The 22,312-nt window shown below is 69.7% G+C and carries 32 protein-coding genes; 22 read left to right on the top strand and 10 right to left on the bottom strand.

Annotation, left to right across the window (positions count from 1 at the left end; all coding sequences use genetic code 11):
* Positions 1-6: 6 nt before the first annotated feature.
* Both ACIOKD_RS39850 and ACIOKD_RS39845 read right to left on the bottom strand, forming a co-directional pair.
* Positions 7-312, bottom strand: coding sequence for a hypothetical protein (locus ACIOKD_RS39850; RefSeq protein ID WP_402093238.1), 306 nt, complete (start codon positions 310-312; stop codon positions 7-9).
* Positions 313-335: 23 nt separating this feature from the next.
* A complete protein-coding gene (locus ACIOKD_RS39845) occupies positions 336-785 on the bottom strand; it encodes a helix-turn-helix domain-containing protein (protein ID WP_402093237.1) in 450 nt (149 codons plus the stop codon).
* A gap of 251 nt (positions 786-1,036) precedes the next feature.
* Here ACIOKD_RS39845 and ACIOKD_RS39840 point away from each other — a divergent pair, with 251 nt between their 5' ends.
* The 7 genes from ACIOKD_RS39840 (at position 1,037) to ACIOKD_RS39810 (ending at position 4,238) form a co-directional block, all read left to right on the top strand.
* On the top strand, positions 1,037-1,291 hold the full coding sequence (locus ACIOKD_RS39840; RefSeq protein WP_402093235.1) for a WhiB family transcriptional regulator: 255 nt from the start codon (positions 1,037-1,039) through the stop codon (positions 1,289-1,291).
* Positions 1,288-1,800 carry a hypothetical protein gene (locus ACIOKD_RS39835; protein WP_402093233.1) on the top strand — a complete coding sequence of 171 codons (513 nt, stop codon included), beginning with the start codon at positions 1,288-1,290 and terminating at the stop codon, positions 1,798-1,800. The genes ACIOKD_RS39840 and ACIOKD_RS39835 overlap by 4 nt, the downstream gene beginning before the upstream one ends.
* A complete protein-coding gene (locus ACIOKD_RS39830) occupies positions 1,797-1,994 on the top strand; it encodes a helix-turn-helix domain-containing protein (RefSeq protein ID WP_402093232.1) in 198 nt (65 codons plus the stop codon). The genes ACIOKD_RS39835 and ACIOKD_RS39830 overlap by 4 nt, the downstream gene beginning before the upstream one ends.
* Before the next feature lie 293 nt (positions 1,995-2,287).
* A complete protein-coding gene (locus tag ACIOKD_RS39825; protein WP_402093230.1) occupies positions 2,288-2,689 on the top strand; it encodes a hypothetical protein in 402 nt (133 codons plus the stop codon).
* Between the two features lie 39 nt (positions 2,690-2,728).
* On the top strand, positions 2,729-3,325 hold the full coding sequence (locus tag ACIOKD_RS39820) for a phage tail protein (protein ID WP_402093228.1): 597 nt from the start codon (positions 2,729-2,731) through the stop codon (positions 3,323-3,325).
* Between the two features lie 221 nt (positions 3,326-3,546).
* The gene (locus tag ACIOKD_RS39815; protein WP_402093226.1) at positions 3,547-3,837 is read left to right on the top strand and encodes a hypothetical protein; all 291 of its coding nucleotides are present in this window, start codon (positions 3,547-3,549) and stop codon (positions 3,835-3,837) included.
* 65 nt (positions 3,838-3,902) lie between these two features.
* Positions 3,903-4,238, top strand: a complete 336-nt coding sequence (locus ACIOKD_RS39810; protein WP_402093292.1) for a hypothetical protein — start codon at positions 3,903-3,905, stop codon at positions 4,236-4,238.
* Positions 4,239-4,275: 37 nt separating this feature from the next.
* Here ACIOKD_RS39810 and ACIOKD_RS39805 read toward each other — a convergent pair whose 3' ends face one another.
* On the bottom strand, positions 4,276-4,503 hold the full coding sequence (locus tag ACIOKD_RS39805; protein WP_402093225.1) for a hypothetical protein: 228 nt from the start codon (positions 4,501-4,503) through the stop codon (positions 4,276-4,278).
* Positions 4,504-5,139: 636 nt separating this feature from the next.
* Between ACIOKD_RS39805 and ACIOKD_RS39800 the strand changes: the two genes are divergently transcribed.
* From ACIOKD_RS39800 to ACIOKD_RS39760, 9 genes are all read left to right on the top strand, one after another.
* Positions 5,140-5,472 carry a hypothetical protein gene (locus ACIOKD_RS39800; RefSeq protein ID WP_402093224.1) on the top strand — a complete coding sequence of 111 codons (333 nt, stop codon included), beginning with the start codon at positions 5,140-5,142 and terminating at the stop codon, positions 5,470-5,472.
* Positions 5,473-5,579: 107 nt separating this feature from the next.
* Entirely contained in the window at positions 5,580-6,086 is a 507-nt protein-coding gene (locus ACIOKD_RS39795; protein ID WP_402093222.1) for a hypothetical protein, read from the top strand.
* 15 nt (positions 6,087-6,101) lie between these two features.
* Positions 6,102-7,160, top strand: coding sequence for a hypothetical protein (locus ACIOKD_RS39790; protein ID WP_402093221.1), 1,059 nt, complete (start codon positions 6,102-6,104; stop codon positions 7,158-7,160).
* Between the two features lie 9 nt (positions 7,161-7,169).
* On the top strand, positions 7,170-8,000 hold the full coding sequence (locus tag ACIOKD_RS39785; protein ID WP_402093220.1) for a hypothetical protein: 831 nt from the start codon (positions 7,170-7,172) through the stop codon (positions 7,998-8,000).
* 3 nt (positions 8,001-8,003) lie between these two features.
* Positions 8,004-10,382 (top strand): hypothetical protein, encoded by a 2,379-nt coding sequence (locus ACIOKD_RS39780; RefSeq protein WP_402093218.1) that lies wholly within the window; start codon positions 8,004-8,006, stop codon positions 10,380-10,382.
* Positions 10,379-10,579 carry a hypothetical protein gene (locus tag ACIOKD_RS39775; protein WP_402093216.1) on the top strand — a complete coding sequence of 67 codons (201 nt, stop codon included), beginning with the start codon at positions 10,379-10,381 and terminating at the stop codon, positions 10,577-10,579. The genes ACIOKD_RS39780 and ACIOKD_RS39775 overlap by 4 nt, the downstream gene beginning before the upstream one ends.
* 50 nt (positions 10,580-10,629) lie before the next feature.
* A complete protein-coding gene (locus tag ACIOKD_RS39770) occupies positions 10,630-11,274 on the top strand; it encodes a hypothetical protein (RefSeq protein ID WP_402093215.1) in 645 nt (214 codons plus the stop codon).
* 71 nt (positions 11,275-11,345) lie between these two features.
* Positions 11,346-11,615 carry a hypothetical protein gene (locus tag ACIOKD_RS39765; RefSeq protein WP_402093213.1) on the top strand — a complete coding sequence of 90 codons (270 nt, stop codon included), beginning with the start codon at positions 11,346-11,348 and terminating at the stop codon, positions 11,613-11,615.
* 26 nt (positions 11,616-11,641) lie between these two features.
* Positions 11,642-11,896, top strand: a complete 255-nt coding sequence (locus ACIOKD_RS39760; RefSeq protein WP_402093212.1) for a hypothetical protein — start codon at positions 11,642-11,644, stop codon at positions 11,894-11,896.
* Between the two features lie 80 nt (positions 11,897-11,976).
* Here ACIOKD_RS39760 and ACIOKD_RS39755 read toward each other — a convergent pair whose 3' ends face one another.
* Together ACIOKD_RS39755 and ACIOKD_RS39750 are read right to left on the bottom strand one after the other, a co-directional pair.
* The gene (locus ACIOKD_RS39755) at positions 11,977-12,192 is read right to left on the bottom strand and encodes a DUF6243 family protein (RefSeq protein ID WP_402093211.1); all 216 of its coding nucleotides are present in this window, start codon (positions 12,190-12,192) and stop codon (positions 11,977-11,979) included.
* Between the two features lie 239 nt (positions 12,193-12,431).
* Entirely contained in the window at positions 12,432-12,863 is a 432-nt protein-coding gene (locus ACIOKD_RS39750) for an ATP-binding protein (RefSeq protein ID WP_402093210.1), read from the bottom strand.
* A gap of 237 nt (positions 12,864-13,100) precedes the next feature.
* On the opposite strand from ACIOKD_RS39750, the gene ACIOKD_RS39745 reads away from it, so the two are divergent.
* From ACIOKD_RS39745 to ACIOKD_RS39725, 5 genes are read left to right on the top strand one after another with little or no spacing between them, the layout of a single operon-like run.
* Positions 13,101-13,982: a helix-turn-helix domain-containing protein gene (locus ACIOKD_RS39745; RefSeq protein WP_402093209.1), complete on the top strand. Its 882-nt coding sequence runs from the start codon at positions 13,101-13,103 to the stop codon at positions 13,980-13,982.
* A gap of 10 nt (positions 13,983-13,992) precedes the next feature.
* On the top strand, positions 13,993-14,187 hold the full coding sequence (locus ACIOKD_RS39740; RefSeq protein WP_402093208.1) for a DUF397 domain-containing protein: 195 nt from the start codon (positions 13,993-13,995) through the stop codon (positions 14,185-14,187).
* A complete protein-coding gene (locus tag ACIOKD_RS39735; RefSeq protein WP_402093206.1) occupies positions 14,180-14,419 on the top strand; it encodes a DUF397 domain-containing protein in 240 nt (79 codons plus the stop codon). The genes ACIOKD_RS39740 and ACIOKD_RS39735 overlap by 8 nt, the downstream gene beginning before the upstream one ends.
* Before the next feature lie 20 nt (positions 14,420-14,439).
* A complete protein-coding gene (locus ACIOKD_RS39730) occupies positions 14,440-14,640 on the top strand; it encodes a DUF397 domain-containing protein (protein ID WP_402093205.1) in 201 nt (66 codons plus the stop codon).
* Positions 14,633-15,373, top strand: a complete 741-nt coding sequence (locus ACIOKD_RS39725) for a class I SAM-dependent methyltransferase (RefSeq protein ID WP_402093203.1) — start codon at positions 14,633-14,635, stop codon at positions 15,371-15,373. Before ACIOKD_RS39730 ends, ACIOKD_RS39725 begins: the two co-directional genes overlap by 8 nt.
* A 192-nt stretch (positions 15,374-15,565) precedes the next feature.
* On the opposite strand, the gene ACIOKD_RS39720 is transcribed toward ACIOKD_RS39725, so the two are convergent.
* Positions 15,566-16,810 carry an amidohydrolase family protein gene (locus ACIOKD_RS39720; RefSeq protein ID WP_402093202.1) on the bottom strand — a complete coding sequence of 415 codons (1,245 nt, stop codon included), beginning with the start codon at positions 16,808-16,810 and terminating at the stop codon, positions 15,566-15,568.
* A gap of 190 nt (positions 16,811-17,000) precedes the next feature.
* On the opposite strand from ACIOKD_RS39720, the gene ACIOKD_RS39715 reads away from it, so the two are divergent.
* Positions 17,001-17,513 (top strand): MarR family winged helix-turn-helix transcriptional regulator, encoded by a 513-nt coding sequence (locus ACIOKD_RS39715; RefSeq protein ID WP_402093201.1) that lies wholly within the window; start codon positions 17,001-17,003, stop codon positions 17,511-17,513.
* Positions 17,514-17,619: 106 nt separating this feature from the next.
* On the opposite strand, the gene ACIOKD_RS39710 is transcribed toward ACIOKD_RS39715, so the two are convergent.
* The 4 genes from ACIOKD_RS39710 to dnaK all read right to left on the bottom strand — a co-directional run bounded on the left by ACIOKD_RS39710 (position 17,620) and on the right by dnaK (position 21,936).
* Entirely contained in the window at positions 17,620-18,093 is a 474-nt protein-coding gene (locus ACIOKD_RS39710; RefSeq protein ID WP_402093200.1) for a heat shock protein transcriptional repressor HspR, read from the bottom strand.
* 7 nt (positions 18,094-18,100) lie between these two features.
* Positions 18,101-19,303 carry a molecular chaperone DnaJ gene (gene dnaJ, locus ACIOKD_RS39705; protein ID WP_402093199.1) on the bottom strand — a complete coding sequence of 401 codons (1,203 nt, stop codon included), beginning with the start codon at positions 19,301-19,303 and terminating at the stop codon, positions 18,101-18,103.
* Between the two features lie 87 nt (positions 19,304-19,390).
* On the bottom strand, positions 19,391-20,074 hold the full coding sequence (grpE, locus tag ACIOKD_RS39700) for a nucleotide exchange factor GrpE (RefSeq protein ID WP_402093198.1): 684 nt from the start codon (positions 20,072-20,074) through the stop codon (positions 19,391-19,393).
* Entirely contained in the window at positions 20,071-21,936 is a 1,866-nt protein-coding gene (gene dnaK / locus ACIOKD_RS39695; RefSeq protein ID WP_402093196.1) for a molecular chaperone DnaK, read from the bottom strand. Before dnaK ends, grpE begins: the two co-directional genes overlap by 4 nt.
* Positions 21,937-22,312: the final 376 nt, after the last annotated feature.

Here is a 22,312-nt window from a genome sequence, read left to right as displayed (position 1 = left end):
CCGCCATCAGCCGCCGTCGTCCGAGGGGTGTTCGTGGCCCCGCGGGCGTTCGGGGAAGGGCAGGAGGCGGGCCGGTGGCCGGTCCGGGCCCACCAGGTGCTCCTGTCCGGACGCCCTGGCGTGTTCCTCCCAGCCCGCGCGGAACCAGCTCAGCTGATGCCGCTGCAACTCCTCCTCGGTGAGTACGCGAACACCGTCCGGGCCCGCGACCCGCACCTTTTCGGCCAGTACGCCGAGGAGTTCGCCCACGGCTTCCACGGCGTCGGCGACGCTCTCGGCCCCGGCCCCACGACCGCCTCCCGGTTCACCCATGCCGTGCTCCGTCCTCTCCGCCGTCAAGCACCCTCCGGCAGGAACTGCCGTGCCACCCTGGCGAACAGCTCCCGCAGCTCGGGCGGGACACCCATCCGGCAGGCGGCCTCCTCGGGGCTGAGCCACGGGTGCTCCTCCCCGTCCGCGGGACGGCCCGTGCCGGTGAGCGGCAGGTCCTCCTCGGTCAGCCGGCCCGAGCGGATGAGCATCTCCCGCAGGGGCACGCCGAGTACGGCCGCGATGCGCCGCATCGTCTCCAGGTCGGGCATGGACTGCCGCTGGAGCAGCCTGCTCACGGCGGCCCGGTGCACCCCGGCGTCGTCGGCCAGTTTCGAACGGCCGCCGCCGCGCGGGCTGTCGATGTCGTAGCCCCGGGCGCGCAGCAGTTCCTCGATCCAGCCGGCGAACTCCCGCAGTCCCGCCGCCCGGTACGTCTGATCCGTACGGGCCCCGGCCCGTGCGCTCGAAGCCATGTGTCCGCTCTCCCCTCGTCGCCGGGGCAGCGTACCGATCGCACACGCGCGAATTTGTGTGCGCGCTCGCACGTAACTGTGGAGATTCGGCAACTTCGGTAACTCTGCGCAGCAAAAACGGGATTGACAGGCCGTCACCGCACCACCCTTCACGGAGCGTAATCACTTGCGTACGCGCTCGCAACATGCGACTCTGACCGCTCGCCCGCAACTATCGAACACATGTTCCCATACATGAGGAGGGGTTGCACGTGCACGATCAACTGTCCGAGGCCGCTGTCACCACACCCGGACCGCTGGACTGGCGCAGAGAGGCCGCCTGCGCCCACCTGTCCGAACACTCGGTGTTCACCCGGATCCCGGCCGAGGCCGAGCCCGTCTTACGCGCCTGCGGCCGGTGCCCGATCCGCAAGCGGTGCGAGGCCGTGGTCGACCCCTCGCACACCTGGTTCGACGGGGTCAGCGGTGGCCGCCTGTGGCGCAACGGACGCGAGGTCACCCGATGAGCGAGAGACAGGGCGGAGCCGTGTGGATCGCCTCCCTCGTCCGCCGGTGGCCGGACCTCGTCGACGAGTTGTCCCCCGCGGGCCGCGGCGCACTGCGGGAACGGCGTGGCGGCGGACCCGTCGGCGGGACGGCCGCCCCGGTCCGCCTCTACGTCTCCGACGCCGTACGGGACATCACCGACGGGGTCGTCGAACTGGAGGAGGCCGTACGTGAACGGCTCGGGCTGCGGCCGGTGCCCCCCGCCCCCGTACCGGTACGACTGCGCCGGATCGCCGGGCTGCTGGACCGCATCGCCGCCGACCCGCTGCTCGCTCCGCACGTCGAGGACGAGACCCGGCGGATGGCCGCACGCTGCGCCCGCGCGCTCGGCGACCCGGAACAGCTCGTCCGGCTGCCCGGCCGCTGCCCCGCGTGCGACTGCGTGTCCCTGCGGGCGCTCCCGGAACGGGCCGAGATCAGATGCGTCAACCCCGCGTGCCGACGGGTGTTGAAGGCCGAGCCCTCGTGACCGACGCTCCACCTCTGATCACCACCGAGCTGGCCGCCGACGAGGCGGGTGTCACGACCGCGACCATCCGCAAGTGGGTGCAGCGCGGCCATCTGCGGTCCGCGGGCAGTCAGGGCCGACGGCGCCTCTTCCGCCTGGAGGACGTCTTCGCGGCCGAGCGGACGACGTACCGCACCCGGCGCCACGACCACTGAACCGCGATCCGCGATCCGCGATCCGCGATCCGCGATCAGTACGACCACCGACCCCGCCGTACGCGGGAGGGGCCCCACCGCAGCACGCGGCGGGGCCCCTCCCGCGTCCACCCGCGCACCCGAGCGCCCGAATAGCCCCCCGGCATAAGCCGGTTGCACGTTCGGGCGAGCGGTGTCACATTGGATGCAGCGGCAGAGCTGCGCCCGGCGGACGGGCGGCGGACCTGCCGCTTTGTGTTGCCCGGAAACTCAGGGCACCCCGGGAAACCTCATCTCCCGAAGGGAGCGTCCATGTGGCCATCCTGACCTTCCCCGACGCCGAGCAGCTGGTCGTCGACTTCCTCAAGAGCCGGGCCGAGCTGACCGGCGTCACCGTCGACAGCCGCCCGCCGGCCGGGTTCGACGGCACCCAGAAGGTCGTCCTCGTCTCCCACATGGGCGGCGCCTGGGTCGACGACCAGCATCTCGACCAGCCGCTGCTCGACCTGGAGGCGTACGGCCCGGACAAGCCCACGGCGCACACCGTGGCGCTGTCCGCCCGTGCCTGTGTCCTGGAGCTGGCCGACACGGTGTACGGCTCCGCGGCCGTAGTCGACGTCACCGAGGCCGACGGACCGCGCTGGCTGCCCGACTACACGCGCTCGGCGGCGAACCGCTACCGCTCCACGATCCGGCTGCTGCTGCGGCTCGGCTGAGCCCCAAGTCCCGTACCTGTATGTGAGAGAGGCGTTCGCATGGCAACGAACAACGGCAAGGAAATCCGTGTCGCCGGTACCGGCCGGGTCCTGGTGGCCCCCGCCGGTACCACCGCGCCGGTCAAGTCCGACGATGTCTGGCCGACCGGCTGGGTGGAGCTGGGCTACACCTCCGCCGACGGCATCAAGCTCAACAAGAAGGACAAGATCGACCCGGTCGACACCTGGCAGTCGGCGTCCCCGGGCCGCTTCATCTACTCCGACCGCGATCTGACCGTGAAGTTCCAGCTGCTCCAGATGAACAAGAGCACGCTCTCCTTCTTCATGGGCATCCCGGCCACCGGCATCACGCAGACCTCGGTGGGCGGAACCGCGGTGGCGGACACCTACGAGCTGCTTATCCCGAGCACGCCGGCCAAGGACGAGCGCGCCCTCGGGATCGAGTTCACGGACGGCACGGACGCCGTGTACCGCTTCATCCTGCCGCGTGGGCAGGTCACCGACAGCGAGGAGCTGGGCTTCACACGGACCGGTTCCGTGAAGCTCGGGGTCACCTTCACCGCGCTGGAGGCGGAGAGCACCAACCGCGAACTGGCCAAGTGGATCATGAAGGACAAGGCGTACGCCGCGCTCTGATCCGCCTTCCTTGACAGCCCGGCTCATTCACCGGCCCGCGGTCGCATGTCGGCTGCGGGCCGGTGGGGGTCGGCCGCGCAGTTCCCCGCGCCCCTTCGGTGCAGAAGCAGGGGCGCAGCCCCGCCCTTCAGGGGCGCGGGGAACTGCGCGGCCGGCCACAACGCACCCGCACCAGACACACCACGGCACCCGTATCCCCCTCCCCACAAAGGAGTTCACAGATGGCCGGATTCGACGTCAACGCGGCCCGCGCGCAGCGCCTGGAAGCGCTCGGGCAGGCCTGGACCTTCGAGCTCGACGACGACAGCTTCGAGCTGCCGACCGAACTGACCCGCACCACCGCCCGCACGCTCCGCGACCTCGACGACAACGACGTGGACGGGCTGCTGCGACTCCTGCTGGGAGACGAGCAGTTCACCCGGTTCGAGCGGCATGACGTCACCATGCAGGACATCGCCGCGATCCTTGAGGCCTACGGCAAGGAGACGGGGCTGGGCCTGGGGGAAGACTGAGCCTCGGCGAGCTCGTGGAAGAGCACGCCGAGGCCCTGGAGGTGGACCTGCTCCGCCACTACGGGATCGACCTGCTGGACTGGCACCGGGGGCAGCTGTCGTCGCGGCGGCTCTCGGTGCTGGTCCAGCACCTCCCGAGGGACAGCGCGACGGCCCGTGAACTGCACGGCGAGGCGGCGGACTGGTCGGTCACCGACTACCTGCTCGCCTCCGTCGTCGACCAACTCGCGGAGGCGAACTGGATGTTCGCGACGGTCAACCGGGACGAGGACAGCGAGCCGCTGAAGTTCCCGGCAGCCGTACCCCGGCCGGGCGGCGAGTCGAACGCCGAGCCGGCGGGTCGGACGGGAGCACAGGCGGGAGCTCCGACGGCGGAGGAACTCACTCGCTTCTTCCTCTGATCTTCCTCTGATCTCCCCCCGAGATCTCTTCGCGTTTTCAGGCGCCGGAGAACAGCACGAGCAGCCAGAAGGCGAGCAGCAGACCGGAAACGACGGCCACCGGCAGGGACACCCTTCCGGTCATCATGTTGCTGGGAATCTCGACATTGGACAGGTCCTTCGGGTCATAGACCACATCGATGATGCCGCCCACCAGTGCGGGCGGATTCCTGAAGGGCCCCACCCTCGCCTGCAGCGCCCTGCCGTCTTCTGCCGTGAACCGCATGACAAGGAAGCTGATTCCTTTCGAATCCCTCTCCCTGTGCACACATTTCGCGGCGGTGCGGACGCCGCGCTTCCGTAATGATCTGCCCCGTCGAAAAGCTGTGACAGAGAACCAGAAAACGATACCCGTCAACACGAGGATCGGTATCGCAGGTCCGTACACGTGCACCCCCAGCTGAATGAGAACCACCCGCCGGGCAGACCACCCGGACCGTCGTCGCCGCTGCTCACCACGGACCCCTCAGCCCCCTCCGGAGGACGGCGGATCGCCGGACCGTCCCCGGACCGGTCCGTCGGAAATGATGGGGCTCTTCTCCTGACGTACGGGTGTCAGTTCGTGTGAGCATGACTCCATGTATCACACGAGACGTGCGAATGGGGAGGGTCAGTGGGCGATATGACCGCCGGCAGTACGTGGTCCGGCTGGCGGGACCGGATCATCGAGATACCTGGTGCGGGCAGCGGGGCACCGGTGCTGCTGGAGTTCCGCGGGGGGCTCACTTCCAATTTCGACCTGACCGCCGTCCACAAGGGCTCGCACCATCGACGGGCCCGGTCATGGCTCACGACCGTTCATCAACGCGGCCCCGCGCGATTGGCCCTGCCCGCGAACTGTGACGCTCTCTCTGTCCGACGCATGCGATACCGCGAGAACGCGGGCGGTTTCAGTGGCTGGAAACTGCGTGTCATCGAACCGGACGTCCTTCCGGAAATATCCAAGAAGGATTCCGAAGGAAAAGGGGTCGAGACGTTCGGCTACTTCGAACCGAAGCCGTACCACGAATATATTCGAACCCTGTACTACGACTTCACCGACGACCCGGGAACCTTGATCTACAACCCCGCGAACGGTGCCGAACACGTCATCCACGGCACCTCGTCCGCCGATCAGAAGGGCTCGCTGCGCCTTCCGCACCACGGCTATGTCACCGTGGCCGCGAACGGACGGTGGCGGGTCTCCGTACGCTGACGTCTTCCACTGAACCACTCCACGAACAGAGGGCGCACTCGCACAGCGAGTGCGCCCTCCGCTTTTCCCCCATCACACTCCAACGCACCGGACAGGCGGTGAATCACATGGCCACTGACACGTCGGGCGACGAGGCATGGGTCGTCGGAATCATCAAGCGTGAATGGACAGGTCTGCGAGGCAACTGGAAGGCCTGGACCACGGACGCCATCCGCAGGGAGTACCTCCGGCAGATCGAATTGAACGGGGCGAAGGCCGAGGCCAACGGTGCCGCCCTCGCCGCGCACGGTCTGAACGCGGAAGTGACCGGAATCAAGCTGGAGCACACCTTCTTCGACCCGATCGCCGCCCTGGAGAAGAAGAAACTCGCCATGGACGAACAGCTCCCGGAACAGCTGAGCAGACGCATCACGTCCGCGGTCACCCGGACCGACCGCGGCATAAGCGACGTCCGCAACCAGGCCGGACGAGCCATGGACAAGGCCCGCGAGGCGGAGACCGAGGTGCACCGCCTGCGCACCGACCAGCAGGGCGACCTGGAGGAGATTGGTGCCGAGTTCGGAGTCATCGGACGCCGGGTCGACAACCTCATCAACAGTCTGGGCGGGCTCTGACCGAGGAGGAACCCCATGAGTTTGAAACGAGCGATTCAGCAGGTCAACTCCGGTCTCGGCGGGCTGAGGCGGTCATTGACCCAGTCGGCGTCGAGCATGGCCGGCCTGCAGCGTGGAGCCACCGGCGCGACAGCGCCCCTGACACGGCTCAGGGTCGGCGCGGGGCAGACCGCCACGGCCGTCGGAAGGCTGCGTACATCGGCCCGCGGGAGCGACAGCGCGGTACGCCAACTCCAGGCGGGTGTACGCGGAGCCGACAGCACCCTCGCCAAGTCCCGTGCCAGCACCGACAAGTTCAAAACCTCCCTCGACAAGCTCAAGTCCTCTGCCGACAAGGCCAAGAACTCCCTCAAGGACGTCAAGCAGCAGTCCGACGCCGTGGAGAAGTCCGTGGGGAAGGCCGGTAAGAACGCCGACAAGGGCGGGAAGTCCATGGGGAGCCTCGGGAAAGGGCTCAAGGGGGCGAGTCTCGCGCAGAAGGGGCTCAATCTCGCGATGGCGGCCAGCCCGTTCGGGCTGATCATGACCCTGGTCGCCCCGCTCATCGCCCAGTTCGTCAACATGGACAAGGTCGCCGCCCTGGTCCGCAAGGGACTCACCGCCGCCTGGACGCACATCAAGAGTGCCTCGCAGTCGGCGGCCAAGATGCTCGGGCCGCTCTTCAAGGGCGTCGTGAACGGGTTCCTGACGCCCAGCCGGATGCTCATCCGCGGGCTCAACGTCCTGATCGGCGCCCTCAACCGCGTCAAGTTCAAGGTCCCGGACTGGGTGCCCGGCATCGGCGGCCGGGGCTTCGCCTTCAACCTGCCGCCCATCCCGGTGCCGCAGCTCGCGAAGGGCGGTGTCGTGCGGGCCCGTACCGGCGGCACGCTCGCCCTCGTCGGTGAGGGCGGTGAGCACGAGGCCGTCATCCCGCTCTCCAAGCTGGAGCGGATGCTCGGCTCGGGCGGCGGCATGCGCCGGCTCGCGGCGGCCATGGAGGCGCTCGCCGACCGGCCCGTCCAGATCGACGTGGACTCCCAGACCATCGCGCGCGCCGTCCAGCTCGGACAGCGCAAGCTCGCCCGGAGGTGAGGCAAGGACATGGCCAGGAACCTGTGGATCGGCAAACCCGGTCTGTTGCGGGAGATCGACCAGGCCGCCAAGAGCTGGGACCGCACCGCCGAGTTGAACGTCACCGAGTTCAAGTCACTGGAAGGACGCGTCACCACCGTCGCCCCGCCGCGTACGGTCCGCCGGCTCAAGTTCTCCTGGGACTGGCTCGAACCGGGTGACGCCCAGCACCTCACCCGGCTGGCCCGTCGGGTCGAAGGGCCCGGTCTGCTCGGCAGCCCGAAGCCGTCGTACGGACCGCTCGCCGTCGTCGACCCGGCCTCCGTCAATCTGCTCGGGCCGTACCAGGCCGCCGCCCAGAGCCTCGAACCCGGTGGCACCGACCACTGGTTCACCGTGACCGGCTCGCTCGGCGTGCTCCCGTACACCGGTGACACCGTCATCGGGGACTTCGGGGAGACCACCCGGATCGGCTGGAAGCACGGCACGTGGACCGGCTGGCCGGTGGCCCCCGGGATGCGGGTGTCCTGGCGGGTGCCGCCCGACTGGAATCCGGCGCTCGCGACGGCTCAGCTGGACTGGAAGCGCGCCGACGAGAGCTATCTCGCCACCACGGCCGTGACCGGTGCGAACGTCGTCACCGGCACCGCTCCGGCAGAGGCCGCGTTCGTCACGCCGGTCGGCGGCCCCGGTGAGGCAGTGCTCGCCGGACTGGCGGGCGCCTGCCTGACCATCGACGCGGACCCCGTCGCGTACGCGCTCGGCGACGGCTGCCCGGCGATGACCGTGACCGCGTACACGGACGTCCCGGCGACCCGGCTGCCGTACCGGAACATCAGCATCGACCTGGTGGAGGTGTAGAAGGTGCAGAACTCCGACGACCTGCTCGGCGCCGCTCTCGCCGCCCCGGCCCGCTCCCCGGCCCACGCCACCCGGCTCGGCGGCCGTGAGCTGGGCGCCCAGATCCAGTCCTGGAAGGTGGAGCGGGCCTACAGCACCGATCTGCCCGAGGCCCTGCGCGCCTTCTCCGGAAGCGCGTCGGCCCAGCTGGAACTGCTCCTCGGCGGCGCCGGCGCGCCCGCGCCCCTGCTGTACTCGGCCTGGGCGGGCCGCGGCACCGGCGACGTCGTACGCCCCGGCCAGTCCGTCGTCCACAGGGCGGGCGCAGGCGGCCGTACGGTGCCCGCCTTCCGGGGCACGGTACGGTCCCGGACGGCCGCGTCCGGCAGCGACACCGTCACCGTGCAGGCGCTGGACGGTGCGGAACGGCTGCGCGGACCCGCGCAGTTGCCGCGCCCGTACCACGGTCTGCGGTACGGGCGGCCGGTGGCGACCGCGACCTGGTGCGTGGACGAACTCCTGCGCCAGGGCGGCATCCACAGCTGCCCGCCGCCCCGGGCGGCGGCCGTGGCGGACGACCCCGCCAAGCCGTTCACCGTGCTCTACGCCTCACTGCACGGCGGCTTCAACGCCTCCTACGGACAGCCCGAGACGCTGCCGGCACCGGCGGCATACTCCTGGATCCGGGACGGGGCCCCGTTCGAGACGGCGCTGATGCCGAAGGCTGCCGGGCTTGAGGTGTCCTGGATGCCGCGGTCCCGTTTCGTCGTGGCCGGGAAGGTGTTCCAGGCGGAGCTGCACGTCAACACCGCGCTTTCGGTGGGCAGCGAGCTGGAGCTCAAGCTGATCCTCGACCGCAGCGCGGGAGCCTTCGGGAACTACGCGATGAACGTCTACTTCGCGACCGGCGTCGTGAAGATCACCTCGGGTACGGTCGGCGGTGGCGGCACGGTCGCGAGCTGGACGTTCCCCAAACTCGCCTCCCTCAAGGGCGTGTGGCACCTCGGCTTCACGGTGGACACCCGGGCGGGAGCCGTCGGCGGGAGCACCCCGGCGGCCGTGTACCCGCGGCTCACCGCACCCGACGGGGCGTACCTGCCGACCGCGCCCTTCACCTTCACGCAGGCGGCGGCACTCCAGCCGCCCTCCGAGCTGTCCCAGGTCAACCTCAAGACGGACGTGGCCGTCGAATGCCTCCAGGTCACCGACCGTTCCTGGCCGGACGGCGACTCGTACACCGCCGACGAGTGGGAGCAGAAGGGCCGTTGGGCGAAGGGCGCGGTGCTCGACGACGCGACCGTGCCGCTGTTCGACCTGCCCGAGGTCGCCGGCTCCCAGTGGGACGCCATCACCGAGATCGCCCGCGCCACCCTGTCGACCGCCGAGTTCGACGAGCAGGGCGTCTTCCGCTGGCGCGGACCGGCCCGGTTCCAGTCGGTGCCGGAGCGGCCCGACCTCACGGTGACGACCCGCCGTGACATCGCCGCACTCACCGTCTCCGAGGAGATCGACGCCTGCCGCAACTACTGCGAGCAGGCCTACCAGGACTGGACGGGCGTCAGCCACACCTTCAGCGACACGGTCACCGACACCGTCGTACGGGAGATCCAGCCGGGCGCCTCGGTCGAGGTCGCCTACGCCATCGCGGAGGACGAACTCGACATCGGACCGCCCCAGATCGAGGACGACATCGCGCCCATGACGGGGCACCGGGTGCGCTTCGGCAGCGCGGTGACCGGCGGCACCTCGGTCAAGGGCGGTGTGACGGTCGGCTCCCGGCGCGACGGGCCCAACTACATCGTCCGCTTCACCAACCACGGGACGGCGAGCGTCTGGACGGTCACCAAGGACGGCAAGCCGTCCGTGACGATCGTGCCGCAGAAGCGGACGGGCGACCCGCGCCGGCGCACCTACGCCTGGTACAACACCACGAGCCAGGCGCACTACGGCAAGCAGGTCTACCAGGCGCCCGCCACCGACTGGGTGCAGCAGCGGCAGGTCGCCTCCGACCTGTCGTACGCCATGCTCAACGCCGGCCGCTATCCGGTGCCGGTGCTCGGGGACGTGGAGGTGCTCCACGATCCCCGTATCCAACTCGGCGATGTCGTACGGGTGGTGGACACCAGCGGCGCCGCGCTCGACACGCTCGCCTGGGTCGTCGGCATCCGCACGACCTGCGCGTCCGGCGCGGCCCCGCAGCAGACCCTCACCCTGCGCGGCACCTCCTACAACGGCGTGCCGTCCGACACCGGGCTCGCCCCTGACCCGCCGGTCGATCCGGAGTACGGCACGACCCGTACGTACTCCCTGATCGAGGCGCAGAACGCGACGCTGGCTGTCCTGACCGACAGCGGGGTCACCTATCGGGAGCTGCTCAGGGGAACGGGGAGTGTGGCGGCATGACTGAATCTCCCCTCGAAACAGTGCTGTCGCAGCCGGAGTTGGAGCCGGAGCCGGAGCCGGAGCCCGAGCCCGAGCCCGAGCCCGAGCCCGAGCCCGACGGCAGCGTGGCGCATCCCGTGCCGATCGACAGCCCGACGACACGCGACGGCGACGGCGGCACGCCCGCCGACACGCTCCCGCCGCCCCTCGGCGCCTGACCGCGCAGCCGATCCCCTTCGTTCAGGACCAGTCACAGGAGGAGGCCGTCATGGCCCTGCTCACTCCGCTCGGCAGTCTCCCGTACCCGCAGCCGGCCGACGCGGCGAACATTCCCGTACACATCCAGTCGCTCGCCGACGCCGTGGACGGCCGCACGGTGCTGCGGTTCGCCGACAGCGCCGCCCGGGACACCAAGGTCACCGCCCCCGTGGCGGGCATGCTCTGCTGGCTCGGCACACCGAAGCAGTACTGGTACTACACCGGCAGCGTCTGGGCCCAGCTCGCCCCGTCGCCGGTGCACAAGGCGAACGCTACGGCCGGTACGACCGCCTCGACCGCGTTCGTGGAGACGCTCACCGGTTCCACCGGCGATCCGACGGTCGCGACCTTCACGGCGCCGGCGGCCGGTTCCGTGCTCGTGTCGCTTGGCTCGCGCATCAGCAACAGCGCCGCGGCCGGCACCTGCCTCATGTCGGCGAACGTCCGCGCCAGTTCGGGCTCGACGGTCGTGCTGGCCGCCGCCGACAGCCGCTCGGCGATCTCCACCGGCACCGGTCAGATCTCGGGGAGCACCCAGTACCTCGTCACCGGGCTGACCCCGAACAGCGCGTACACGGCGACCGCCGCCTACCGCTGCACCGCCGGAACGGCCACGTTCATGTACCGCTACATCACCGTCACCCCCGTCAGCTGACGACCGACAACTGAGGACAGTCACGGCCGCACCCCTCACCGCCGAGGTGCGGTGCATGGTGCAGGTGCGCGATGCACGATGCACGATGCACGATGCACGGGGTGATGGTGCACCGCACCGTGGTCGGCAGGCGGCTCGTGGCAGAGGGGTACGGACGGTACGCGTCCGGCCCCGGTCCCGTCTGGACACCGGCTGGCGTCCTCTCGTACGCGGCCCGGCAGCGCGGCCTCGGTCACGGGCGCATGGCGGCGGACGGCATCCCGGGGCCGCGCGAGCTGGGACGGACCGCGCGTGCCGAGCACCTGGCACCTGACACCTGGCATCCGGCACCTGACGCCTGACGGACTACGAACACGGGAGGTACCCGATGACGACGACCGAGACCGAGGAGGTCGTCCTGGAACTGGAGCGCCTGCGTCGTTCGGTCGACGTCGGCTTCGCCACCACCCGGGGCGACCTCGCGCTCGTACTCCAGCGCGTCGACCAGACCGACAAGGCCCTCGACGAGCACGAGGCCCGTATCGAGGCGCTGGAACGCGCACGCTGGCCGCTGCCGTCACTGGCAGCGGCCACGTCATGCCTGGCGCTGGCGCTCACGGTGTGGCAGACGCTGGGGCGGTAGGCCTGCTTTGCATCGGTACGCACGGGTTCCGCTGCGATCCGCCGCTCACCGGTTGACCGGCGGATCGCAGCGGCGGTGCGTCAGCTCTGTGCGCTGTCGCCGTCCGCCTGCCGGGCGGCCTCGGCCTCGGCTGCCTTCTCGCGCATCTTGCGCACCAGCTCCGCCTTCTGGTCGGCCGCGCCCTGGCGGTCGGCGTTGCGGTACGGGCCGTTGTTCTGCCGTTCGGCGCGGGACTGCTTCTTGCGCTGGCCGCCGCCCTGGCCCACGGGGTTGTTGATGTTCTTGCTCACGGTCACGGGTTCTCCCGGTGCTGATGTGAAGTGATCTACGGAATTCGTCGGTGAGGGACGGGCGGCGACATCGAGGGACGTCAGCCGGGGGCCCGTCGCGCTCTCACTCGTAAATCGGCGTCTGGAAGAACATGCCAAAGACGTTACCCGGTTCCGTCGGCCCCGCACACCAAGATTTTCGCCGCCCCGGCGCCGACCGGGCCTTGGGCGAGGGTCTGGGGCCGGCCGTTCTGGGCGGGAACGGCTCACACCGTCGGCCGCAGCTCGAACCACACCCCCTTCGCGTACCGCCCGGTCCTCGCGTCGGCGACGCCCCACCTGTCCGCCACCTCCTCGACCAGGGCAAGCCCTCTCCCCCAGCAGGCGACGGCCCCCGCGGCGGGGCGCGCCACGACAGGTGGGTCGGGGCTCTCGTCGAAGACGCTCACGTGGAGGCGCGTCGAGTTCAGGCGGACTCTGAGTATGGCGGCGCCCTTGGTGTGCAGGTGGACGTTGGTGACCAGCTCCGAGGTGCACAGCGCGGCGGGCATGACGAGAGTTTCCCGCCCGTGCGTGAACAGTACGGCCCGCACGAAGTCCCGGCAGACGCGGGGCGCGGTGGCGTCGCCGGGCACGAACAGGCTGTACGCGTGCTCCAGCTGAACCAGTCGGTGGGGAGCGGTTCGGGCGGGTTGCATTGACGTGGGCTCCAGTCGTGGTTCGGGCCCGGCGATGGCGATGCCCGCGCGCTCCTGGATGGAGGGGCGGGTGCTCTGTCGGCTTGTGGGCGGGGCAGGGATGCGCGACTTCAGTGGGTTACGGATTCGACACACACAGTAAGACCAAGAGGATGTAAATCTCAACCTATTCGCCGATTCGATGGACTGACCTCTTCGCGCGGTGCAGACTTGGGCGAGCCATCAGAGGAGTGTCCCGTGGGACTGCGCACCACCATCAGCGAACGTCAGCGACGACTTGGCTCAGAACTCAAACACCTGCGCGAACTAGCGGGGTTGAGTGCTGGTGAGGGCGCCGAACGCATCGGTATGAGCCGAGCCCAGCTGAGCCACATCGAGCTTGGCCGCACAACCATTCTGACGGAGCGACTACTGAATCTGTGCCATGTTTATGGTTGCACAGACAAGCCCTACATTGACGAACTGGTGTCCATGTCTGAGGCGAGCGGCAAAGGATGGTGGACCGCGCACAAGAAGCGTCGAGGTCTGGATGCGCTCAACACGGCGGAGTTGGAGTCGGATTGCACTGCCCTGCGGATGCATCAGTCGCTGTTCATTCCAGGGCTGCTCCAGACGACCGAGTACACCCGGGCCATTTTCTCCAGCCCTGGACTCGGTTTCGAACGCAAGGAAGGTGCCGTGGAGTTCCGTATGCAACGACAGCAGGTACTCACCCGCCAAGCTCCTCCCGCGGTGCACGCAGTGATCCACGAGTCAGCGCTGCACATGCAGTTCGGCGGAACAAAGGTGGCCCGCGAGCAACTACTGCACCTCGTCGAACTCGCGCGCCTTCCGCACGTCACCATCCAGGTCTATCCGTTCAGCGCCCCGGCGTACGCGGCTCTCAGCGGAAACTTTGTCCACGTCATCCCAAGGCTCCCGGAACTGGGCACCGTCGTCCTCGAAAAACCCGTCGGACTCCAGTACTTGGGCGACAGGGCAAGTCTGGAGCGGTACGACAAGTTGTTCTGCCATCTCGCCGAGAACGCCCTGCCCCCTATCGACGTATCGTTGGCCCCTGATGCACACTCCGTGAAGGATTCGCTGGCCCTCATCCAGCACGTCCTCTACACCCTCTAGGGAGGCCTCGATGCCCGAGCTGAACTGGCAGAAGTCGACGTTCAGCGGCGGCCCAGAGGGCGAGTGTCTCTACATAGCCACCGCCCCCGACGGAACCCTCCACCTCCGCGAGAGCGACACCCCGGACGTCATCCTCGCCACCGCCCCGCAGGGCCTCGCAGCACTCCTGCAGCACGCCCGCACCACCAAGCGGGCCCATGACTGACAAGGCCGAACAGAATCCGAGTGCTGCACTGAACTGGCAGAAGTCCACGTTCAGCGGCGGCCCGCAGGGCAACTGCCTCCACATAGCCACCGCCCCCGACGGAACCCTCCGCCTCCGCGAGAGCGACACCCCGAACGTCATCCTCGCCACCACCCCGCAGGGCCTCGCAGGACTGCTGCACCACTCCCGCGCCACCTCAGCAGAGCTCCCTCTCACGCAGGCCCAAGCCTGACGAGGCCAAAGGAGGACGGCGTGCCCGAAATCACCTGGCAGAAGTCCACGTTCAGCGGCGGTCCGCAGGGCGAGTGTCTCTACATAGCCCCCGCCCCCGACGGAACCCTCCGCCTCCGCGAGAGCGACACCCCCGACACCATCCTCGCCACCACCCCGCAAGGCCTCGCAGGACTGCTGCACCACGCCCACGTCCGCGCCCGCGCGCAGGGCCATGGCTGACGAGAGCTTCACTCACCCCCGGCTCGCCGCGGTCTACGACCCTCTCGATCCCGATCGCCGCGACCTCGACGCGTACGTGCGTGTCGCGGAGGAGTTCGGGGTGCGGCGCGTGCTCGACATCGGCTGCGGGACCGGCGTGTTCGCGCTGCTGCTCGCCGGACGCGGGATCGAGGTCGTCGGGGTGGATCCGGCGCGGGCGTCCCTCGACGTGGCCCGCGCCAAACCCGGCAGCGAGCAGGTGCGCTGGATCCACGGTGACGCCACCACGCTCCCACCCCTGCGGGTCGACCTCGCGACCATGACGGCGAACGTGGCCCAGCAGATCGTCGATGCCCGGGCATGGCAGGCCACCCTGCGGGGTGCCTACGAAGCCCTGCGGCCCGGCGGGCATCTCGTCTTCGAGACCCGGGATCCGGCCCGGCGCGCCTGGGAGGAGTGGACCCGCGAGGCCTCGTACGGCGTGACGGAGATCCCGGGGGTCGGCGCGGTCGAGAGCTGGGTCCGGGTGACCGGGGTCGGCGGGCAGTTGGTGAGCTTCCGCCACACCTATGTGTTCGCCGCCGACGGCCAGGAGCTGACGTCGGATTCGACGCTGCGTTTCCGCGAGCGGCGGGAGATCGAGGCGGACCTGCGGGCCGAAGGGTATGTCGTCGAGGACGTCCGCGACGCACCCGACCGGCCGGGCCGCGAGTTCGTCTTCGTCGCGCGGCGGCCGAAGACCGAAAGGGTCTGAGGCCGTGCGAGGAGACCTACCCACCGCGCCCCCACGGGCGAAGCCCTGCCTGGCCGCACCGCGCCGGGTACCCGACATCGGGAACAGCCACGCCAGCGAGTACGCACCACCGGCGTCCACGCATCCGGCACCGTCGGCCGCGGCCGTCCCGGGCCGGCCTGCTGGAACCGGCTCGGTCGGCGGACACGCCCCCTATGCGGCCGAGAGCGTCGTGCGGGTGCCGCGGCGCCATACCTCGCGCAGGTTGAGGGTGTCGCCGATCGTGGTCGTGGGGTCGCCGTCCACGAGGAGCAGGTCGGCCCGCAGGCCCTCGGCGACGCGGCCACGGTCCTCAAGCCCGAAGCGGAGTGCCGGGGTGGCGGTCGCCGCGCGCAGGGCCTGGATCGGGGTGAGGCCGGCCCGGACGAGGTACTGGAGTTCCTGGTGGACGCTCGCGCCGTGGATCACGCCGCCCATGAACATCAGCGGCATGGGGGCCGCGTCGGTGCCCGCCAGGAGGTCGACGCCGGCGTCGTGCAGGGCCTTGACCGAGGCCAGTACGTCCTCCAGCCTGCCCTGCGGATAGCGGTCGTAGCTCGTGTTCAGGACGTTCGTCCACGCCTCGTTCAGGCGTGACCCGACGCGTGGGTCCTCGGCGAGGGACGATCCCGTGATGCCCATCATGGAGGCGTTCAGGACGACACAGGGGACGACGAACGCGCCGGAGGCGGCGATGAGGCCGATGATCTCGTCGGTGTGGGGCTGGTCCATGAACAGGTGGGCGAAACCGTCGATGCCGGCCTCGATCGCCATCCGTGTCGCGTCGACGGTCAGCGTGTGGGCGATGGTGAGCATCCCGTGCCGGTGGGCCTCCGCGACACCGGCGGTCAGGGTCGCCTGGTCGAGCATGGGCAGCCCTGGGTGGCCCTCGACGCTGCCGTCGTCGACCATGAACTTGATGTAGTCCGAGCCCGCCTCGACGAGCCGGGGGATGAAACCGACCGCCTCCTCGGGCGTGGTCGAGAACGGCATCAGGGGCATCTCGCGCGGCGCGGCCCCCTCGCCCGGCCCGCGGTGGCCTCCCGGCTTGAAGCCCTTCGGCATGAGTTCGCTGGGGTGGCCCCCGGGAGGGGTGATGCCGAAGCCCGCCGAGCGCACGTCGGCGAGGGAGTCGTTCTCCGAAATGTGCTTGCGGGTGGGCCCGGTGTTCATGCCCTGCATCTCCAGTTCGGTGGTGATCCCGAACCGCAGTGCCAGCGCGAGCGCCTCGTCGGAGGTGTGCACATGGGCGTCGAACAGACCGGGCAGCAGGGTGCCGCCCCTGGCGTCGACGGTCTCCGCCCCGGCGGGCGGTTCACCTCCGACCTGGACGATCCGCGCACCGTTCAGCACCACGGTGGTGTCCTCCCGCACGTGCTCACCGTCGAACACCCTGCCGTTGATGATGGCTGTGATCATGACTCTCTCCTCCGGGCAGGCCGATCGCTCCGCTGGTGCCGAGTGCTCCCCACCGCGAGAACCACATTAATGCAACTGGCAACTCCATGCACGTCTGCATGCATCTGTGACGTGCATGTATCTGTGACGTGCATGTATCTGTGACGTGCAGGTATGTGTGACGTGCAGGCACATGCGATAGGCTGCGCGGGTGACTGACACGGACGCCTCCATGCCGCAGGGCGAGGCCCTCCTGGATGCCGTCGGCGCGGCCTTCGCGCGGCTCAGGCGGCGCACCATGCAGGCGCCGGTCGACCCCCCGTCGGGCCCCAAGGACCTCAAGCGCAACCTGGTCCTCAACATCGTCGACGAGGCAGCCGAGGCGGACGCGGAGATGACGGTCGGCGGGCTCGCCGAGCACCTGCTGGTGGACCCTTCGGTGGCCAGCCGCATGGTGAGCGACTGCATCTCCCACGGCTACCTGGTCCGCGCGGCCTCGCAGCAGGACGGCCGCCGCACGGTGCTCCACCTCACCGAGGAAGGCACCGCCCTCCTCAACCGCTTCCGCCACCAGCAGCGGCAGGCGTTCGAATACATCACCCGCGACTGGCCCGAGGCCGAGCGGCTCGAATTCGCCCGCCTCCTCCTCAAGTACACGGACTCCACCGCCCGGTTGCCCGCGCCGGGCGCCGTCGGCGGGCCGCCGCTGCCGCCGGTCACGTAAGGGACGCGAAAGCCGAAGGGACGCGAAAGCGGAAGGGCCCGGAGGTTCGGGTGAACCTCCGGGCCCCTTCGCGAGGGCGAGTGCCGCCTGTGTCCTGACGCGCGCGTCAGTCCGTCGGGGGCCGCTTCGGGCGCCACACGACGAGCGCGCTCGTGTGCTGGACCTCCTGGTACGGAACCAGGTCGCGGCGGTACGAGGCGTGGACCGCGGCCTCGCGCTGCTGCATGGTCGCCGCCGCGCCCTCCAGGGCCGACGACAGTTCCGCGACCCGGGACTGCAGCGCGGCGACCTGGTTCTCCAGCTCGATGATGCGCTTGATGCCGGCGAGGTTGATGCCCTCGTCCTGCGACAACTGCTGGACGGTGCGCAGCAGTTCGATGTCGCGGGCCGAGTAGCGCCGGCCGCGCCCGGCCGTGCGGTCCGGGGAGACCAGGCCAAGGCGGTCGTACTGACGCAGCGTCTGCGGGTGCAGACCGGAGAGCTGGGCCGCCACCGAGATGACGTACACCGGTGTCTCTTCCGTCAGCTCGTAGGCTCTGCCGGTGAAGGAGTTCTGCCGACGGCGTCCGGGTGCGTCCATGGTGTCCTCATGCTCCCTTCGCGGCCTGGAACAGCTCAGCCCGCGGATCCTCCTCCGCGGTCGCCTCGCGATACGCCTCAAGCGCGTCACGAGCCTTCCCCGTCAGGTCCGCCGGGACACTCACCTCGACGGTGACCAAGAGGTCCCCGCGGGTGCCGTCCTTACGGAGCGCGCCCTTGCCGCGGGCCCGCATGGTGCGGCCGTTGGGCGTGCCCGGCGGCAGTTTCAGGGTGACCGGCGGCCCCCCGAGCGTGGGCACGCGGACCTCGCCGCCGAGCGCCACCTCCGTGAAGGTGACGGGCACGGTGACGGTGAGGTTGTCGCCCTTGCGGCCGAAGACCGGGTGCGTGTCCACGTGCACCGTGACGTACAGGTCGCCGGAGGGCCCGCCCCGTTCGCCCGGCGCGCCCTTGCCGCGCAGCCGGATGCGCTGGCTGTCCGACACCCCGGCGGGGATACGGACCTGCATGGTCCGGGACGACTTGGCGCGTCCCGAGCCGCTGCAGACCGCGCACGCGTGCTCCGCGATCAGGCCGCGGCCCTTGCAGTCGGGGCACGGGTCGGTCAGCGAGAACCCGCCGCCCGAGCCGCGCGCCACCTGGCCGGTGCCGACGCAGGTCGGGCACACGCGCGGTGTGCCGTTCTTGTCGCCGGTGCCCGAACAGGCCTTGCAGGGTGACTGCGAGGTCATCCGCAGCGGGACGGTCGCGCCGTCCACCGCCTCCGTGAAGCTGAGCGTGACCTCGGTGTCGATGTCCTGGCCGCGCCGCGGCTGCGTCCGGGCGCCCGGACCCGCGCCGCCGCGGTTGAAGAGTCCGCCGAAGACGTCGCCTATGCCGCCGCCGAAGCCACCGGCCCCGCCCTGCGGACCGCCACCGCCCGCTCCGCCCTGGGGGCCGCCTCCGAAGAGGTCCCCCAGGTCGAAGTTGAAGTTGCCGCCCGAACCCGCGGGACCGGGCCGGAAGCCGCCGTTGCCGAAGAGGGTGCGGGCCTCGTCGTACTCCTTGCGCTTCTTGGGGTCCCCGAGGATGTCGTTCGCCTCGGAGATCTCCTTGAAGCGCTCCTCGGCCCGCGCGTTCCCCTTGTTGGCGTCCGGGTGGAACTCACGGGCGAGCTTGCGGTACGCCTTCTTGATCTCGGCCTCGGTGGCGTCCTTGGGGACGCCGAGGACCTTGTAGTAGTCCTTCTCGATGAAGTCCTTGGTGCTCATCCTCGACGCCCCTCCTTCCGTACGCCACCGTCACGTACGCGCTCGACGTTCTCCTTGCAAAGGGGCGCGCGTACGCCCTGTTCCACGTCAGCCCTCGTCCGGGCCACCGCTCTCCTTGTCGTCGGCCGCCGCGGTCCCCGCATCCGTCTCGTCGCCCTTGACGGGCTGCGCGCCGGGCTGCGGCTCGGCGACCGCCACCCGCGCGGGGCGGATGGTGCGCTCGCCGAAGCGATACCCCGGCTGCAGAATCGCCACGCACGTCGTCTCCGTGACGTCCGGCGCGTACGAGTGCATCAGGGCCTCGTGGATCATCGGGTCGAAGGGCTCGCCCTCCTTGCCGAACTGCTGCAGGCCCATCTTCGCCGCGACGGTCTCCAGCGACTCGGCCACCGACTTGAAGCCGCCGAGCAGTTCGCCGTGTTCCCGCGCGCGGCCGATGTCGTCGAGCACGGGCAGGAGCTCGGTCAGGAGGCTCGCGATGGCGAGCTCCTTGACCGCGACCCGGTCGCGCTCGACCCGGCGACGGTAGTTCTGGTACTCGGCCTGGAGCCGCTGGACGTCCGCCGTGCGTTCGTTGAGCGCCGTACGGACCTGGTCCAGCTGGGCCGTCAGGCCTGCGATCTGGGCTGCTGACTGAGCTGCTGCCGTGTCCCCGGCCGGGGCCGCCCCGTCCTCCGCGGAGGAGGGGGCGGCCTTCGGCTCGGCGTCTTCAGGGGTGGCGCCGGAGGGGACGTCGGGCTGCTCGTCGAAGCCCGGGGTCTCCTCCGTCACGCGGCACCGTCCTTGCGGTCACGGTCCTCGTCGACGATCTCCGCGTCGACCACGTCGTCGTCGGCGGCCTTGGCACCGGCGTCCGGGCCGGCGCCCGGGGCCTCGGCGCCGGCGGCACCCTGGGAAGCCTGCGCGTCGGCGTACATCGCCTGGCCCAGCTTCTGGGAGACGGCGGCGACCTTCTCGGTGGCCGTACGGATCTCGGCGGTGTCCTCGCCCTTGAGCGCGGCCTTGAGCTCCTCGATGCTCGTCTCGACCTCGGTCTTGACGTCGCCCGGGACCTTCTCCTCGTTGTCCTTGAGGAACTTCTCCGTCTGGTAGACGAGCTGCTCGCCCTGGTTGCGGGCTTCGGCGGCCTCGCGGCGGCGGTGGTCCTCGTCCGCGTACTGCTCGGCCTCCTGGCGCATGCGGTCGACCTCGTCCTTCGGCAGCGAGGAGCCGCCGGTGACGGTCATCTTCTGCTCCTTGCCCGTGCCCAGATCCTTCGCGGTCACGTGCATGATGCCGTTGGCGTCGATGTCGAAGGCGACCTCGATCTGCGGGACCCCGCGCGGGGCCGGCGGCAGACCGGTCAGCTCGAACATCCCGAGCTTCTTGTTGTACGCCGCGATCTCGCGCTCGCCCTGGTAGACCTGGATCTGGACCGACGGCTGGTTGTCCTCGGCCGTCGTGAAGATCTCGGACCGCTTGGTCGGGATCGTGGTGTTGCGCTCGATGAGCTTGGTCATGATCCCTCCCTTGGTCTCGATACCGAGGGACAGCGGGGTCACGTCGAGGAGCAGGACGTCCTTGACCTCGCCCTTGAGGACACCGGCCTGCAGGGCGGCGCCGATGGCGACGACCTCGTCCGGGTTGACGCCCTTGTTGGCGTCCTGGCCGCCGGTCAGCTCCTTGACGAGCTCGGCCACGGCGGGCATACGGGTGGAGCCACCGACGAGAACGACATGGTCGATCTCGCTCAGCTGGATGCCGGCGTCCTTGATGACGTTGTGGAACGGCGTCTTGCAGCGCTCCAGAAGGTCGGCGGTGAGCTGCTGGAACTGGGCGCGCGTGAGCTTCTCGTCCAGGTGCAGCGGGCCCTCGGCGGACGCGGTGATGTACGGCAGGTTGATCGAGGTCTCGGTGGAGGAGGACAGCTCGATCTTGGCCTTCTCGGCGGCCTCGCGCAGGCGCTGGAGCGCCATCTTGTCCTTGCCGAGGTCCACGCCGTGGCCGCTGTTGAACTGCTTGACCAGGTAGTCCATGACGCGCTGGTCCCAGTCGTCACCACCGAGGTGGTTGTCGCCGTTCGTCGCCTTCACCTCGACGACTCCGTCGCCGATCTCCAGGAGGGACACGTCGAACGTGCCGCCACCGAGGTCGAAGACGAGGATCGTCTGGTCGTCCTTGTCGAGGCCGTACGCCAGGGCGGCGGCGGTCGGCTCGTTCACGATGCGCAGGACGTTCAGGCCCGCGATCTCGCCGGCCTCCTTCGTCGCCTGGCGCTCGGAGTCGTTGAAGTACGCCGGGACGGTGATGACCGCGTCGGCCACCTTCTCGCCCAGGTACGCCTCGGCGTCGCGCTTCAGCTTCTGCAGGATGAAGGCGCTCATCTGCTGCGGGTTGAAGTGCTTGCCGTCGAGCTCGATCTTCCAGTCCGTGCCCATGTGACGCTTCACGGACCTGATGGTCCGGTCCACGTTCGTGACCGCCTGGCGCTTCGCGACCTCGCCGACGAGCACCTCGCCGTTCTTGGCGAAGGCGACGACGGACGGCGTGGTCCTGGCGCCCTCGGCGTTGGTGATGACGGTGGGCTCACCGCCCTCCAGAACGCTGACGACGGAGTTAGTCGTGCCCAGGTCGATGCCGACCGCACGTGCCATTTCAATTCCTCCAGCAATGACTTGAGTGGAACGGACTCAAGTGTGCATGACGCTTGCCGCTCGGTCAACAGAGGTGAGTCGTGGGGGCTCAACTCTTATCTCTTGCTTACGCGCACTCTGCCCCCTGACCTGCGGGTCACTCACCTCCCGCAGGCCGGTGGGAGCCGTTCGCGCAGTTCCCCGCACCCCTGAAAACTGCGGCCCGCCGTAGTGAGGTGCGGGTCGGTGGGGGCTGGCCGCGCAGTTCCCCGCGCCCCTGAGAACTGCCGGTCGCTCCGCCCCCCCCCGTTATGTTTTCTGCGGTTCCGCAACGGGGCCGCTGGCCTCCGGGTCCGGCATGACTGTGTCCCCCTGTCGAAGGCATGACCTGGGGGGT

Origin of the sequence: Streptomyces sp. NPDC087844, assembly GCF_044742785.1 — a bacterium.
Lineage (GTDB): Bacteria > Actinomycetota > Actinomycetes > Streptomycetales > Streptomycetaceae > Streptomyces.
The sequence above is the reverse complement of the archived record's forward strand: the minus strand, read 5'-3'. Positions and strand labels throughout refer to the sequence as shown.